At 51.3% G+C, this 14,282-nt stretch carries 15 protein-coding genes; 11 read left to right on the top strand and 4 right to left on the bottom strand.

What is annotated here, in order from left to right; genetic code table 11:
- Positions 1–9: 9 nt before the first annotated feature.
- Entirely contained in the window at positions 10–1,398 is a 1,389-nt protein-coding gene (gene cysG, locus ACJ67_RS11340) for a siroheme synthase CysG (RefSeq protein ID WP_049639158.1), read from the top strand.
- Between the two features lie 3 nt (positions 1,399–1,401).
- On the opposite strand, the gene ACJ67_RS11335 is transcribed toward cysG, so the two are convergent.
- Positions 1,402–2,679: a sensor histidine kinase gene (locus ACJ67_RS11335; RefSeq protein ID WP_049639157.1), complete on the bottom strand. Its 1,278-nt coding sequence runs from the start codon at positions 2,677–2,679 to the stop codon at positions 1,402–1,404.
- A 60-nt stretch (positions 2,680–2,739) separates the two neighbouring features.
- A complete protein-coding gene (ompR, locus tag ACJ67_RS11330; RefSeq protein WP_049639156.1) occupies positions 2,740–3,465 on the bottom strand; it encodes a two-component system response regulator OmpR in 726 nt (241 codons plus the stop codon).
- Positions 3,466–3,882: 417 nt separating this feature from the next.
- Here ompR and ACJ67_RS11325 point away from each other — a divergent pair, with 417 nt between their 5' ends.
- Together ACJ67_RS11325 and ACJ67_RS11320 are read left to right on the top strand one after the other, a co-directional pair.
- Positions 3,883–4,506, top strand: a complete 624-nt coding sequence (locus tag ACJ67_RS11325; protein ID WP_197080611.1) for an EF-hand domain-containing protein — start codon at positions 3,883–3,885, stop codon at positions 4,504–4,506.
- A gap of 80 nt (positions 4,507–4,586) precedes the next feature.
- Entirely contained in the window at positions 4,587–5,747 is a 1,161-nt protein-coding gene (locus tag ACJ67_RS11320; RefSeq protein ID WP_049639155.1) for a GNAT family N-acetyltransferase, read from the top strand.
- Between the two features lie 16 nt (positions 5,748–5,763).
- On the opposite strand, the gene ACJ67_RS11315 is transcribed toward ACJ67_RS11320, so the two are convergent.
- Positions 5,764–6,471, bottom strand: a complete 708-nt coding sequence (locus ACJ67_RS11315; RefSeq protein ID WP_049639154.1) for an SDR family oxidoreductase — start codon at positions 6,469–6,471, stop codon at positions 5,764–5,766.
- A gap of 151 nt (positions 6,472–6,622) precedes the next feature.
- Here ACJ67_RS11315 and ACJ67_RS11310 point away from each other — a divergent pair, with 151 nt between their 5' ends.
- The 5 genes from ACJ67_RS11310 to ACJ67_RS11290 all read left to right on the top strand — a co-directional run bounded on the left by ACJ67_RS11310 (position 6,623) and on the right by ACJ67_RS11290 (position 11,382).
- Complete coding sequence (locus ACJ67_RS11310; RefSeq protein ID WP_231587167.1) at positions 6,623–7,669, top strand: TIGR03790 family protein; 1,047 nt, start codon at positions 6,623–6,625, stop codon at positions 7,667–7,669.
- 91 nt (positions 7,670–7,760) lie between these two features.
- Positions 7,761–9,059 (top strand): phosphate regulon sensor histidine kinase PhoR, encoded by a 1,299-nt coding sequence (gene phoR, locus ACJ67_RS11305; RefSeq protein WP_082164023.1) that lies wholly within the window; start codon positions 7,761–7,763, stop codon positions 9,057–9,059.
- Positions 9,056–9,793: a hypothetical protein gene (locus ACJ67_RS11300; RefSeq protein ID WP_049639152.1), complete on the top strand. Its 738-nt coding sequence runs from the start codon at positions 9,056–9,058 to the stop codon at positions 9,791–9,793. The genes phoR and ACJ67_RS11300 overlap by 4 nt, the downstream gene beginning before the upstream one ends.
- Positions 9,794–9,800: 7 nt before the next feature.
- A complete protein-coding gene (locus ACJ67_RS11295; protein ID WP_049639151.1) occupies positions 9,801–10,958 on the top strand; it encodes a cupin domain-containing protein in 1,158 nt (385 codons plus the stop codon).
- Positions 10,959–11,163: 205 nt separating this feature from the next.
- A complete protein-coding gene (locus ACJ67_RS11290) occupies positions 11,164–11,382 on the top strand; it encodes a hypothetical protein (protein WP_049639150.1) in 219 nt (72 codons plus the stop codon).
- A 126-nt stretch (positions 11,383–11,508) separates the two neighbouring features.
- On the opposite strand, the gene tpiA is transcribed toward ACJ67_RS11290, so the two are convergent.
- Positions 11,509–12,291: a triose-phosphate isomerase gene (gene tpiA, locus ACJ67_RS11285; protein WP_049639149.1), complete on the bottom strand. Its 783-nt coding sequence runs from the start codon at positions 12,289–12,291 to the stop codon at positions 11,509–11,511.
- A gap of 64 nt (positions 12,292–12,355) precedes the next feature.
- Here tpiA and ybeY point away from each other — a divergent pair, with 64 nt between their 5' ends.
- Genes ybeY through scpB form a run of 3 tightly spaced genes read left to right on the top strand, consistent with a single transcriptional unit; the run spans position 12,356 to position 14,182 of the window.
- Entirely contained in the window at positions 12,356–12,790 is a 435-nt protein-coding gene (ybeY, locus tag ACJ67_RS11280) for an rRNA maturation RNase YbeY (protein ID WP_049639148.1), read from the top strand.
- 37 nt (positions 12,791–12,827) lie between these two features.
- Positions 12,828–13,625, top strand: a complete 798-nt coding sequence (locus tag ACJ67_RS11275) for a ScpA family protein (protein WP_049639147.1) — start codon at positions 12,828–12,830, stop codon at positions 13,623–13,625.
- Between the two features lie 8 nt (positions 13,626–13,633).
- Positions 13,634–14,182: an SMC-Scp complex subunit ScpB gene (gene scpB, locus ACJ67_RS11270; RefSeq protein ID WP_049639146.1), complete on the top strand. Its 549-nt coding sequence runs from the start codon at positions 13,634–13,636 to the stop codon at positions 14,180–14,182.
- Positions 14,183–14,282: the final 100 nt, after the last annotated feature.

Genomic DNA, 14,282 nt, shown 5'->3' with positions numbered 1-14,282 from the left:
CTTCTCTGCATGCAAGCTTTACCGATTTTTTTCAACATTGCACAACGCCCTTGTATTGTCATCGGTGGTGGCGATGTCGCGACACGCAAAGTGATTATGTTGCGCAAGGCGCAAGGGCAGGTTACCGTCATTTCACCCGAGTTATGCGACGAGTTGCGGGAGATGCATACGCAGGGCGAGATTGACTATGTGCCTGCTGAGTTTCATGCAGAACAGTTGACCAGCGCGTGCCTGGTGATTGCAGCCACGGATGACCAAGTGGTTAATGAAGCCGTGTCAGTGGCGGCAAAACGCTTGAATATCCCGGTGAATGTGGTGGATGCGCCTGCTTTATGCACGTTTACGATGGGCTCGGTGATCGACCGTAGCCCGGTGGTGATTGCGATTTCGAGTGAAGGTAATGCGCCGGTGTTGGCGCGCCATATCCGCAGTAAGATCGAAACCATGTTGCCCGCGGCTTACGGCCGCATTGCCGCCATTGCGGGTGAGTTTCGCGACCAGGTGAAAGCCAAATTTTCCAACCTGCCTGCCCGCCGCCGCTTCTGGGAAGATGTATTGAATGGCCCGCTGGTGGAGCGGGTGTTGTCGGGGCAGGAGCAGGCGGCACGCGAATTGTTGGGGGAGTTGCTAAGTCAGCAACAAGATGCCCCTACGCGCGGCGAAGTGTACCTAGTGGGTGGTGGTCCGGGTGACCCAGATTTGCTCACCTTTAGAGCTTTGCGGCTGATGCAGCAATGCGATGTTTGCGTATATGACAAGCTGGTAAGCAAAGAGGTGATGGAGCTGGTGCGGCGCGATGCGGAACTGGTGTATGTTGGTAAGTCGCGTGACCAGCACACCTTGCCGCAAGAAGAAATTAATGCCTTGCTGGCCAAGCTGGCGCTGGAGGGTAAGCGCGTATTGCGCTTAAAAGGCGGCGACCCGTTTATTTTTGGCCGCGGCGGTGAAGAGATTGAGACGCTGATGCAGCATGGCGTGCCGTTTCAGGTGGTGCCTGGCATCACGGCGGCGAATGGTGTTTCTAGTTATGCCGGGATTCCACTGACACATAGGGACTATGCCCAGGCTTGTTTGTTTATTACCGGCCATCTCAAAGACGGCACCATAGACCTCGATTGGCAAGCCATGGCACGCCCCAAACAAACCGTGGTGATTTATATGGGGCTGGTGGGCCTGGAGCAGATTTGCAGTAAGCTGATAGCACAAGGCCTGTCGCCAGAGATGCCAGCGGCAGTGATCCAGCAAGGCACCACGCAGAAGCAGCGTGTGGTGGAATCTACGTTGCAGCATCTAGCTGCAGATGTTGCGGCGGCCGGGTTGAAGCCGCCTAGCCTGACGATCATTGGTGAAGTGGTAAAATTGAGGTCGCGCCTCAACTGGTTTACGCCGACTGAATAAAGATCAGGTATTCGGCAGGATAGGTAGCGAAAGTCTGGCTTCCAGGCCGCCTTCTGGCCGGTTAAGCAGCGCCAGCTGGCCGCCGTGCAAGGCGGCAATGCGGTTACAGATGGCTAATCCTAAGCCGCTGCCTCCTTCATATTTGTTTCGTGCGCTGTCCATACGCTCAAATGGACGCAATAAGCGCTCTGCGTGTTCGGGAGGAATGCCGGGTCCATTGTCGAGCACGCTGATGACAATCTTGTCGGCCATGACCTGACTACGCACCTCGACCTTGCCTTTACCATAGTTGTAGGCGTTGCCCACCAGGTTGTCGAGCAGACGTTGCATGGCCAGCGGCCGAATGGGGATAAAGTATTTGGGTCCTAATGAGATTTTAAGCTCACGGCCGGCACGACGTTGCCGTTCTGCCAGGGCATTGAGCAAATCGTTAATATCCATCATGCGGGTGGGCTCGCCTTCAACGCCGCGAACAAAATCCAGAAACTGGTGGATGATATTGTCCATATCGGAAATATCTTCAATCATGCCCTGTTTCATATAGTCGGCTTCTTGCGGCAGCATTTCTACTGCCAGCCGCAAGCGTGCTAGCGGCGTGCGGATATCGTGAGATACACCTGCCAGCAGCAAAGTACGTTCTGCATCCAGCCGTGCCAGCGATTCCGCCATTTCATTAAAGGTGTGCGTCACTTCGCGTAGTTCTTCCACACTATCCACTGGCAGTTTGGGCGCGGGCTCGCCATTACGAAGCCGTTCTGCGGCATGTACCAGCATGGTCAGCGGCCGGTTGATGCGGGCGGTCAGCAAATAGCCCCCTACTAATGACAGCAAGCCGACCACGGCCGCCCATCCCAGCCAATGCCAGGGAAAGGGGCGATCCACCTGAATTTTTGGGATCACAACCCAGAAATCATCCTGGCCGAGATTAAAGCTGATCCACAAGCCAGGGATATCGTAATGATTGACTGTGATGATGGTTTCTTCGCCCAGCCGTTCACGGATTTTGAGCGCCACCAGGTTAATGAAAGGGTCTGCCGGTAAGGGCTCAATATCTTCCAAAAAGTCTGCAGCATACACACGTACGCCTTCACGCCCGGACAGCTCTGATAGCAAGGCCAGGCGACGGTTTTCATGTGAGGCAATCAGCGATGCGCGGGTATAGTTGACAATGGTGACGGCCTGCAGGGCTGCCGCCGTAGCACGCGGTTCGCGATCAAAGTAATCAAAGATTTTAAGCGATGCGTAAATACTGACGGCCAGCAAAATGGCAATCAGTAACATGATTCTGGACAGCAGTCTGCGGGGCAGTAAGCGCACTGGGGCTAGAGCGGAGACAGAGGGTTATTGTGGCGCTTCGCCATCCGGGATAAACACATAACCAAAGCCCCACATGGTTTGCAGATAACGAGGGTGTGCTGGATCCGGCTCAATAATGCGGCGCAGGCGCGACACTTGTACATCTATGCTTCGATCAAATACATCCAGTTCGCGCCCGCGTGCCAGTTGCATCAGACGGTCTCGTGACAGTGGCTGGCGCGGGTGTTCGGTAAACACTTTTAATAGGGTGAATTCACCACTGGTAATCGTAATGGGTGCGCCATTTTTGGTGAGGCTGCGGGTATTGGTATCAAACACAAAGTCGCCGAACTGGAAGGCTGACGTCTTTTCTTCTGTCGTGGTCTTGGGCGTGATTTCGTGACGACGTAACACAGCGTTGATACGGGCAAGCAGTTCACGTGGGTTAAACGGTTTTGGCAGGTAATCATCTGCCCCCATTTCCAGGCCAACGATACGGTCAACTTCGTCGCCACGCGCGGTAAGCATGATGATGGGTGTGAGATGGTTAGAACCACGCAGGCGTCGGCAAATCGCCAGGCCATCTTCACCCGGCAGCATGAGGTCGAGAATCAATAAATCAAAACTCTCGGCAGACATGGCCTTGTCCATTTCCTTGCCATCAGAAACCGATTTGATATTGAATCCTTGTTCTGTGAGGTAGCGCTGTAATAGCTCTCGCATACGCAAATCATCATCGACCATCAAGATTTTTTTTAACTGTTCTGCCATTACGTACCTTTTTACACAGAAGCGGGCGTGCTTGTTAACGCACTAGATTGCTATCAGGCTGACCTGACATTAGACAGGGAAAACGGCGGGGCCGTAAACTTATCGTTAATAATTATACTCTAAGCTCTGACGGGCATGAAGTGGGAGCAGTTACAACTTGGTTACAAATAGCGTCAGCGATGAAATATTGCAGTTACAATCATGAGGCAAGATGCTTTGCTCAAAATCGCGAAACCGCTTTGAACAAAGTGCTATTTTGTGTTAAATAAGTGGATTGAGCGGCCATATTTGCGCTATGGTAAGCCGCCTGAGACAAACTCAGGCAATATCAGCCATGTTAATCATGCTTGTTTCACTTTTAAAAACGGTTGTTTAAAAAGAAGTCCTGGTGAAACGGCAGTAAGGTATTACGTTTGGATGTGGATATTTAGAGCGATCAGACATTTGAAGCATGTGTTTTTGCTGACAACACCCATGTTGCTGGCATTCCCTGTATTTGCAGATCTCAAATTACCTATCCGGCTCACGGATAATCGCGTTATCGAAAATGATGATGTCGGCCTCTCCAAAACTCTGGAGCATAATTTCAGTCCGGAGGACCGCGCACGCTTGCGCAAGGCATTGTCTGATTACGCACGTAATACAGACCCTGACCATCAACTCATGTTGCAAAAACGCAAGGCCATGCATGACAGCATTTCGCAGCGTTTTAATGAATGTAACCGCGATAATGATGATTCGTTGGACCGTGAAGAGGCCACGCTGTGTTTGCCGCAGGTCGCCCGCCATTTTTCCTATGTTGATCTTGATAACAATGGCGTGATTACGTTGGATGAGCTTGAGACTGCCTATGCCAAGATGGTGGAAAGGCAACGGGAAGCCGAAGCCAAAAGCGAAGCTCAGCAAAGTATCGTCAGTGACTCAGACACTGACACGCGATCCAGAATGAAATCCAAGTCCACTTCATCAGTCATTCCGGCCAATAGTTCTGCAAGCTCCAGCAGCAAGGACGTTTCGGCCATACGCAAACATCCTAGCTAGACTGAATGCTTCACTACATGCCAATTGTTATTGAGGCGTGTCCGCCATTAGGCGCCTCTTTTGTCTTCTGCTAAGCCAGTATGGATATCAGCCAGTTATCGTTTGTCTGGTATCGCGGATTGCAGGAAATCTCACCTGTCGCCTGGCAGGCAGTGACCGGAAATCATCCCATGCTGGATTACCGGTTTTTGTTTGCCTTTGAATCATCATGTGCTGTGGGCGAGCAAACTGGTTGGATTCCCTATCATTTGGCAGTCTTTGATGGTGAGCAGTTACTAGCTGCAGCGCCTTGTTACCTCAAAACACATTCTTATGGGGAGTATGTATTCGACTGGTCCTGGGCCGATGCCTATGAACAAGCAGGGGGGCAGTATTATCCCAAGCTGATTTCCGCCATTCCATTTTCCCCAGTGACAGGCCCGAGATTACTGATACATCCTGGCTATGCAAACCCACAAGCGCTGGCATCAGCCATGTTGTCGCACATGCAGTCCTTATGCCAACAACATGGGTTGTCTGGGGCACATGTATTGTTCCCCGACCCGACATCCGCCAGTGAATGTGCAGACGCCAACTGGTTACGGCGCAACGGGGTGCAATTCCGTTGGGAGAATGCGGGTTACCCGGATTGGGAAGCATTTCTTGCCGCACTTAGCCGCGACAAACGCAAAAAAATCCGTCAGGAGCGCAATAAAGTCTCCCAGCAAGGTGTGTCTTGCCGTGAGGTCAACGGCCATGACGTGAGCAAGGCGGAACTGGCCTTATTTTATCAATGCTACTGCAATACTTATCACAGGCATGGCAGCAGTCCTTATTTGCCGCCAGCCTTTTTTGAGCAGGTCAGCCGCGCCATGCCTGAGCAGTTCAGGCTGTTTATTGCGGCGCAAGATGGCGAAGATGTGGCAGCCAGCTTGTGTATATTAGGCGCCGACACGTTGTATGGCCGTTATTGGGGCAGCCTGTGCGAGATATCCTGCCTGCATTTTGAACTGTGTTACTACCAGCCACAGTTGTTTTGTATCCGCCACGGCATCCGCTATTTTGAAGGCGGTGCGCAGGGGGTGCATAAACTGGCGCGTGGTTTTGCGCCTTACCCTACTTGTTCGTACCATTATTTAAGTCATGCTGATTTTCACCAGAGCGTGGCCCGTTTCCTGGACCGCGAAGCGGGGACGATGCAACATTACGTGGACGAACTCGAAGAGCGCAGCCCCTATAAAGTGACGTCCTCGCCCGCTTAGGTTTTACGGCCAAGCATTACCACGGAATCAGTTTGCCATCGTAGGCAATAAACTGCCCTGATTGCTCGCAAGTTAACTGTTCGATCACTTGCCGTAAGCCGCGTACACTGGTTGCCGTATCGATGAGGCCATTCGGGCCGCCCATATCTGTGCGTACCCAGCCTGGATGCAGGGCTGCGACCGCAATATTGAATTCCTTCAAGTCCAGGGCCAGGCTTTTGACAACCATGTTCAAGGCAGTTTTGCTGCTGCGGTAAATGTATTCGCCCCCACTGCTGTTGTCTTCTATGCTACCCATCTTGCTGGTCATGGCAATCAATTTGGCCTGACTGGCGCGCCTGAGTTGCGGTAAAAAGGCTTCGGCGAGGTAATAGGTCGTCAGGGTATTGACCTGAAACGCATGCAACCAGGCCTGTGGATCTGTTTTGCCAAAGCTACTTTCAGGATAGGTCCCAGCGTTGCTGATTAAAATATCCACCGTAATGGCGGACAATTGGCCAGCAAGTTCACGGATGGCGGCGATATCTGCCACATCCAGTGCTAATACCTCTATATTGGAGTACTCGGCAGCCAGTTGCTGCAATGATGTCGCCTGGGCGAGGTCTCTCACCGTGGCGTACACCTGGTTGCCACTTTCGGCATATTGCCTCACATACTCCAGTCCGATACCACGATTGGCACCGGTGATTAAAATCGTCTGTGTTGCCGTCGTTTGAATTGCCATCGTTCACCTCATTTCATGCAAGCAGTTGAATCTGGGATATGATGGAATTTTACGCTGGTTTTTATGCCAGAGTGATGTCTTTGCAACCGCGATGGAGTTTGTGTGAATGGGTGTGGGTAAGTTCGGAATAAAAACGGGGCTCTGGATTGGGTTGGGTCTGATTCTTTTAGTCTCCCAGGCAATGGCGGGCGCCGTGGATGTCAGCAAAAAAATCTTGACCAGGCCTTCCTTGTTAAAGCCTGAGGATGTGGCGGTGATTTACAACATTAACGATACCCAAAGTGAAGAAGTTGCCCGCTACTACTTACAGGCCAGGCAGGTGCCGGCAGAAAACCTGATTGGCGTGGAGTTGCCCAGGCATGCCAAAGATGCATTGAGCGTTGCGGAATTTGAATCCCTGAAAACGCAACTGGACGCTAAGCTGACACACCAGCAAGTATTGCTGCTGGTTTGGCGTACGCCGTTTGCTGTGCAATGCAACAGCCTGACCAGTGCGCTGACATTAGGACTGGACCTCAATCAGTGCCGTAAAACCTGTGATCCCGGCCGCGATAGTCCTTACTTTAACAGCATGTCATTACGGCCATGGGCAGACCATCATCTGCGTTTGTCCATGCTGTTGCCGATCACCAGTGTAGAAGCTGCCAAGGCACTCATTGATCGCGGCGTGCTCAGTGAGTTTAGCCTCAATGAGGCGGATGGTTATTTTCTTAAAACACGTGATGCGGCCCGTTCTAAACCGCGTGAGCCTTTTTTTCCGCAAGATGGCATGACCATTAAATCCAAAAAACTGACCTTGCATACCTTGAGCCAGGAAGCGATTGAAAAGCAGTCTGCGGTCATGTTTTATTTCACCGGTCAAAAACAGGTGGATTACATGTTGACCAATAGCTATTTGCCGGGTGCGATTGCCGATCATCTGACTTCAGCGGGAGGGGTGTTAGGCAGTTACAATACACAGATGCCAGCTAGCCGCTGGCTGGATGCGGGCGTGACGGGCAGCTATGGCACGGTCTCCGAGCCGTGTAATTACTGGCAAAAATTTCCCAATCCGCAAATCGTGCTGGGCCATTACCTGGCGGGCGAAACCTTGATCGAGGCTTACTGGAAAAGCGTCAAGTGGCCCATGCAAGGTTTGTTTATAGGGGAGCCGCTTGCCAAACCTTATGCCAAAAGTGTCTCCTTCACGGAGGAGTAAGCGACAGGACGATCAAAGGTGTCATCATCCTGTCATCGCGTGCAAACGGGATTGTCGTATAATCGCGCCATCAATGTGTTGAGAATGGCTCGTGCAAGATATTCGTTGGAAAGCATTCTGGAATCTGCTGTTTTGGGCGTTTTGTTGCCTGATGGTTGGCTGGTTTACTCGTGCAGAGACTGCCTGGCTACTGTTTATAGCGGGGACTCTGGCTTATCTGGCTGCACATATTTACTGGATTCATCGGCTATATCAATGGGCACTCAAGCCCAGCCTTAACTTCATTCCCAATGGCAAGGGTATCTGGGAAGATATTTTTGCCAACCTTTACCATGAAATGCGGCGTCACTCGCGTAGCCAGAGTCAGCTCAGCAGTACTCTGGAGCGCTTGCGTCATGCGACCAGCGCCTTGCCGGACGGGGTCGTCGTCCTCAATAACCGTAATGAAATTGAATGGTTTAACGAGCCGGCCATCCAGCGGCTTGGCCTGAAGCGCCATCATGATGAAAACCAGCCGATCTATTATTTATTGCGGCAGGCAGAGTTTGTAGAGTATTTGCAGGCGGAAGATTACAGTGAACCGCTCAAGCTTAAATCCTGGCGTAGCCCGGATGTCACACTCGAATTACAGATTATTCCATTTGCCAGCAAACAGCGCTTATTGATTTGTCGGGATGTCTCTGCGATTGAAAAAACCGAAGTCATGCGCCGTGACTTTGTCGCCAACGTCTCTCATGAATTGCGCACGCCATTAACAGTCATAGGCGGTTTCCTGGAAACGATAGGCGATATGCAAGGTGAAATCTCACCCGATATCCAGCCTTATTTTGACATGATGCAATCGCAGACGACGCGTATGCGCCGCATTATTGAAGATTTGCTGACGTTGTCTCGTTTGGAAAATAACGTCACCCTTAAAGACGAAACCGATATTGCCATGCCAGCATTGCTCAGGCAGTTGCAAAAAGATGCGCAAGCCCTGAGTCAAGGGCAGCACACCGTGACATTGCACATGGAGACTGAAGTGAATATCCGCGGCAGCTACAATGAGCTGTTAAGCGCATTAAGCAACCTGACCAGCAATGCCGTGCGCTATACCCCTGAACATGGAAAGATTGATATCTACTGGCAATTGCGTGGTGAAGAAGCCGTGTTTACGGTGCAGGATACCGGGATAGGCATAGAGTCCCAGCATTTGCCACGCTTGACGGAGCGTTTTTACCGCGTAGATAGTGGACGCAGCCGAGATACTGGCGGTACGGGTCTGGGTTTGTCCATCGTCAAGCATATCCTGCATCACCATCAGGCCAGCCTGCACATTGAGAGTAAGCCAGGTGAGGGTAGCCGCTTCCAGATTATTTTTCCTGCACATCGGGTATTGCCTGCATGAGACCGTTCGGCCTCAGTATATTTATCTTACTGCTGGCCGGATGCGGCACAACCTCCAACGTTGGCTATGTGGATTCGCCGAATGGACGTCCGATACCGGCGCGACAAGACCGCAATACCTTCCACCAATTGGTCAAAACTGACCTCGATCGACTGGCAGATATCGAATACGCCGAGAATGCCAGTACCTTGCGTTTGCTCATGCTCAAGATGTACAAGCGCAATCCGGCGGAAGCGCACAAGTCTGGCTTGGGTACAGCGGAACAGATCGCTGACTATGTGTTCGAGCAGGCTGCTGTCCATCACTGGCAGTTTGATGCATTGGGTGGCGCCCAGGATACTGCCGCTATTAAGCTGGCATTAACCCCGCAATATAGCGGTGACCGCGTGCTGGCATTGGTGGTGGGCATGCAGTCCATGTTATTCCGGGCGCATGGTAATAAGTCAGCTTTTTTTCTGACAGATAGCATAGAACCGCAAAATTTGTATAATGCGGCCAGGAATATCGAAATTGCAGTATGGAAGCTGGCCAATGCCAGAAATGCGCAGGGTGAGTTATTGCTGCTGACCAACAGCCAGCCGGGCGAAGTGCAGAACCTCAGCTTTGAGCGCGAATTCAGCAAACTGATTGCGCGTACCGATTTGCTCGCTCTGACACTGGCAGAAAAGTCACAACGCTTTATTTCGCGGCTGACCCAAAGTATCAGTACTGCTCCTTTCCTCCCTTTCAGATGACTGAATCATGCAACAAGCACTGACCCTACTCAATGGCTTAACGCCTGCCCAATTTATGGCGGAATACTGGCAAAAGAAACCTCTGTTGATCCGTGGCGCCATGCCGGATTTCAAGGGGCTCCTTGATCCTAGTGAGTTGGCAGGCCTGGCGTGTGACGCCGAGGTGCCTTCCAGGCTGATCCAGTTTGATCCTGAACGTCAACAGGCGGGGCGTGGTTGGCAAGTGACACAGGGGCCATTTGATGACGAAGACTTTGCCGCACTTCCGGCACAGCATTGGACATTGCTGGTTCAGGGTGTAAACCATGTTCTGCCCGAAGCGCAAGCCTTGTTGTCGCAATTCAGTTTTATCCCGAATGCCAGACTGGATGATGTCATGGTCAGTTATGCGCCTACCGGGGGTGGTGTGGGTGCGCACATTGATAGTTACGATGTTTTTTTATTGCAAGGCGCAGGAAAACGCCGCTGGCGCATCAGTCAGCAAACTGATCTGAGGCTCATCCCTGATGCCCCTTTGCGTATCCTGTCGCACTTCGAGTGTGAGCAGGAGTGGGTGCTGGAACCTGGTGACATGCTTTACCTGCCGCCTAACGTGGCGCATTGGGGCATTTCAGAAGACGATGATTGCATGACTTATTCCATTGGTTTCCGTGCCCCTGCGGCACGTGAGTTGGCTATTGAGTTCCTTGAGGCTTGTCGGCAGGAAAACCTGCCGGATGAGCTTTATCGTGATCCTGATTTGCAACCCGTCACAGATGCGTCGTCGGTCAGTGAGGAGATGGTCAATCATGTGGCCGACATGATGCGTCGCTTGCCCTGGCAAGCAGAGCAATTAGGACCATTTCTCGCCAAATATTTTTCTGAACCCAAGGCATATGTGGTGTTTTCGCCGAATCGCAAACTGAGCCTGGAAAAGTTCAAACAACGTGCTGCGCAAAGTGGAATAGTATTGGACCTGCAAACCCAGATGTTGCACTGGCAAGGACACTATTTTATCAATGGTGAGAGTGTCCCGAAAATGGATGCTAATCTATTGAATATATTGGCGAATTGCCGACAATTGGCCGTGTCCCTGTGCCAGGGAGATACGCTGGATTCGCTATTGCCCTGGTTGCATGAGGTGTACCAGGCCGGTTATGTGCATCTGGCTGAAAAAAGCGGTTAATTACATTGGTCACAAACGATTTATTCTGGTTTTTTGTGAGAAAACCACAAGGATTAGGCGCTGACATAAAAAAATCCTTTGTTTTTCACTGGATTTGCGTTCTTTTTTTAATCAATTGCTGATACAATTTTTTTCACTCGGCTGGTTCTCCTCCAGAGAATTGTCCGTAAATAATTTTTTGCTCATACATACTAAGGAAATAAAGATGACACGTTCTGCATTGTTGGCTGCATTGTTGGCTTTGGCTTTGACTGCTTGTGGTGAAAAACCAGCTGAAGAAGCGCCTGCTGCTGAGGCACCTGCTGCTGAAGCTCCAGCTGCTGAAGCTCCAGCTGAGGCTGCACCAGCTGAAGCTGCTCCTGCTGAAGCTGCTCCTGCTGAGGCTGCACCAGCTGAAGCTGCTCCTGCTGAAGAAGCTAAGTAATCCAGACTACAGTAATCTGGTTTTACTTAAATTGTTAGTAAAGATCTAGTTTACTTAGATGTAGAAAAGCCGACGTGAGTCGGCTTTTTTATTGGTCTTGTCCGGGCAGTGCGGCTGAAACGTGAGTCAGGCTGCGGTTTTGAGCGGGGTCAATTCGTTGGCAATCTGGCAGATGCGGATAAAGTCGTCTGCCACCAGGGAGGCGCCGCCGATCAAGCCACCATCGACATCGGGCATGCTTAATAGTTGTGCGGCATTGCCAGGATTCATACTGCCACCGTACAGCAAGGTAATGTCCTCGGCCGCCTTTGTGTCCAGTAATTCAATATGGCCACGGATAAAAGACAAAATGGCTTGTGCATGCTGTGGAGTGGCTGCTCTGCCTGTGCCTATGGCCCACACTGGCTCATAGGCAATCACGCCTTTTGATAGCGCCTCAATGCCGACATGCGCAATCACCGGATTGAGTTGCCGTACCACGACAAGGTCAGTTTCGCCTTGCTCGTACTCTTCTAAGGTTTCACCGATGCACAAAATGGGCGTGAGTCCAGCTTTGAGTGCTGATTCAAAACGTTCTCCGCAGGTTTCATCACTGTCGTGACCGCGTTGACGCCTTTCTGAGTGACCGATAATCACATAGCTGCAGCCAAATTCTTTTAGCATGAGAGGTGAGACCGAGCCCGTATAGGCACCTTTTTCATAGCGGCTCATGTTTTGCCCACCCCAGGCAATGTGGCTGTCTTGCAGCACTTGCTGTGCCTGGAACAGATAAGGATGTGGCGGGCACACCGCATAACGTGCCTTATGATGGCGGGTTTGTTGCAATAGCGTTTGCATAAACTGCTGATTGTCTGGCAAGTTGCCGTGCATTTTGCGGTTGGCAACCACCAGCTTGGAGCGATTTGTCATCACACCGTTTCCTTTAAGGGTTTTCTTTCTATAATAACGAATATTTTACAGAAAACTTAACGGTATGCCCCAACTGGATTTTTCATTGCAACTGGCCTCGCAAGCGGAGAATATTCCTTCTGCCAGCCAATTCAAGCGCTGGGTACGCGCGGCGTTGCGGGTAGAAACCAGTTTAGCCATTCGTGTGGTGGATGAAGAGGAAGGGAAGCAGTTGAACGCCAGTTACCGCGGCAAGGATTACCCCACCAATGTGTTGACTTTTCCGTTAACTGAAGAGCCTTTGCTCATGGGGGATATTGTCATTTGTGCCCCTGTCGTTGCCAGGGAGGCCAAGGAACAAGGCAAAGCCTTGCTTGCACATTATGCGCATATGACGGTGCATGGCGTGTTGCACCTGCATGGCTATGACCACGAAATCGATGCACAAGCTGACTTGATGGAGGCCATGGAAATTGCCATCCTGCAGAAGTTGGGCTTCGCTAATCCCTATGCAGAATAGTCTTTAATCCTGCATCGCAAATCGTTACAATCGTGGCATGGACGCGACACTCAATAGCCCACTCACCGCCCAGGTGAAAATCAAAGGCGAAACACTCTCTGAGTTGCCTCAAGACCTGTATATTCCACCCGACGCGCTAGAGGTGTACCTGGATACCTTTGAAGGCCCGTTAGATTTGTTGCTGTACCTGATCCGCAAGCATAACCTCGATATCCTGGATATCCCTATGGCTGACCTCACGGTGCAGTACATGGTTTATGTGGAAAAAATGAAGGGGATTAAACTCGAATTAGCGGCGGAATATCTATTGATGTCCGCCATGCTCATTGAAATCAAGTCGCGCATGTTACTACCCAAACCGACCGAGGTCGAGGAAGAGGATGATCCCCGCGCAGAACTCGTCAAGCGCCTGATGGAATATGAAGCGATCAAGCTGGCGGCACAGCGACTGGATGCAATGCCAAAGGTCGGGGAAGAGATTGATGTCGCAGCGGCGTATTACCAGCATATCAGTCAGGTGAAACCGCCAGAAGTCAGCCTGGATGACCTGGTGGAAGCCTGGCGCAATGTGCTCAAGCGCGCCAAATTGAACCAGCATCATAAATTAGGGCGAGCCGAGCTTTCTGTGCGTGAGCATATGAGTTTGTTATTGCGTAGGTTAAGTACGATGCAAGTGCTGCGATTTGATGAACTGTTTGACCTGCAAACCGAAGGCATCCCCAAACTGGTCGTGAACTTCCTCGCCATGCTTGAGCTTGCGAAAGAAGGCTTGATACGCATTACCCAGCAGGAAGCGTTTGGAACGATTTATGTGCAAGCCAATAGCTCGAGTTAGGATCAGCCATGCGTGAGCCCGACAGTATCGAGGAAATGAAGCGCATCTTGGAAGCGGCTTTACTGACTTCACCTCAGCCATTAGCGCTGGAAGATTTGCTCAAGCTGTTTGCCGGGCGCATGGAGCGTGCTACCTTGCGCATGCTGCTCGATGAATTGAAGGCGGACTGGTTGGACAAGACTCTGGACTTGGTGCAAGTGGCCAGCGGTTATCGCTTCCAGGCCAAGGCTGAGTATAGCGAGTATCTCTCACGACTGAATCCTGAACGTCAACCAAAGTATTCGCGGGCGGTGATGGAAACGCTGGCAATTATTGCTTACCGGCAACCTGTGACACGGGGCGATATTGAGCAGATTCGAGGGGTTGCGGTGAATCCTAACGTGATTCGCCAATTGCAGGAGCGGGACTGGATAGATGTGGTCGGCCAGCGCGAAGTCCCCGGCAGACCCTCACTCTATGCCACCACCAAACATTTTCTGGATGACTTGAATTTACGATCCTTGGCGGAGTTGCCACCCTTTGAAGCCTTTGCTCAAACCGAAATTCCGCTGGAGTAGCAGAAACCAGTCTGGTCTTAGAGCAGGAGATTGCGTCATCTGCATTGCCGACTTTGTCACTCAGCCTTGTGTGGAGTGAAGTGGCAGACGTTGTCAAAAC

Source organism: Methylophilus sp. TWE2 (assembly GCF_001183865.1).
Taxonomy (GTDB): domain Bacteria; phylum Pseudomonadota; class Gammaproteobacteria; order Burkholderiales; family Methylophilaceae; genus Methylophilus.
Note: the sequence above shows the minus strand (reverse complement) of the source record. Positions and strands in the feature narration are given on the sequence as shown.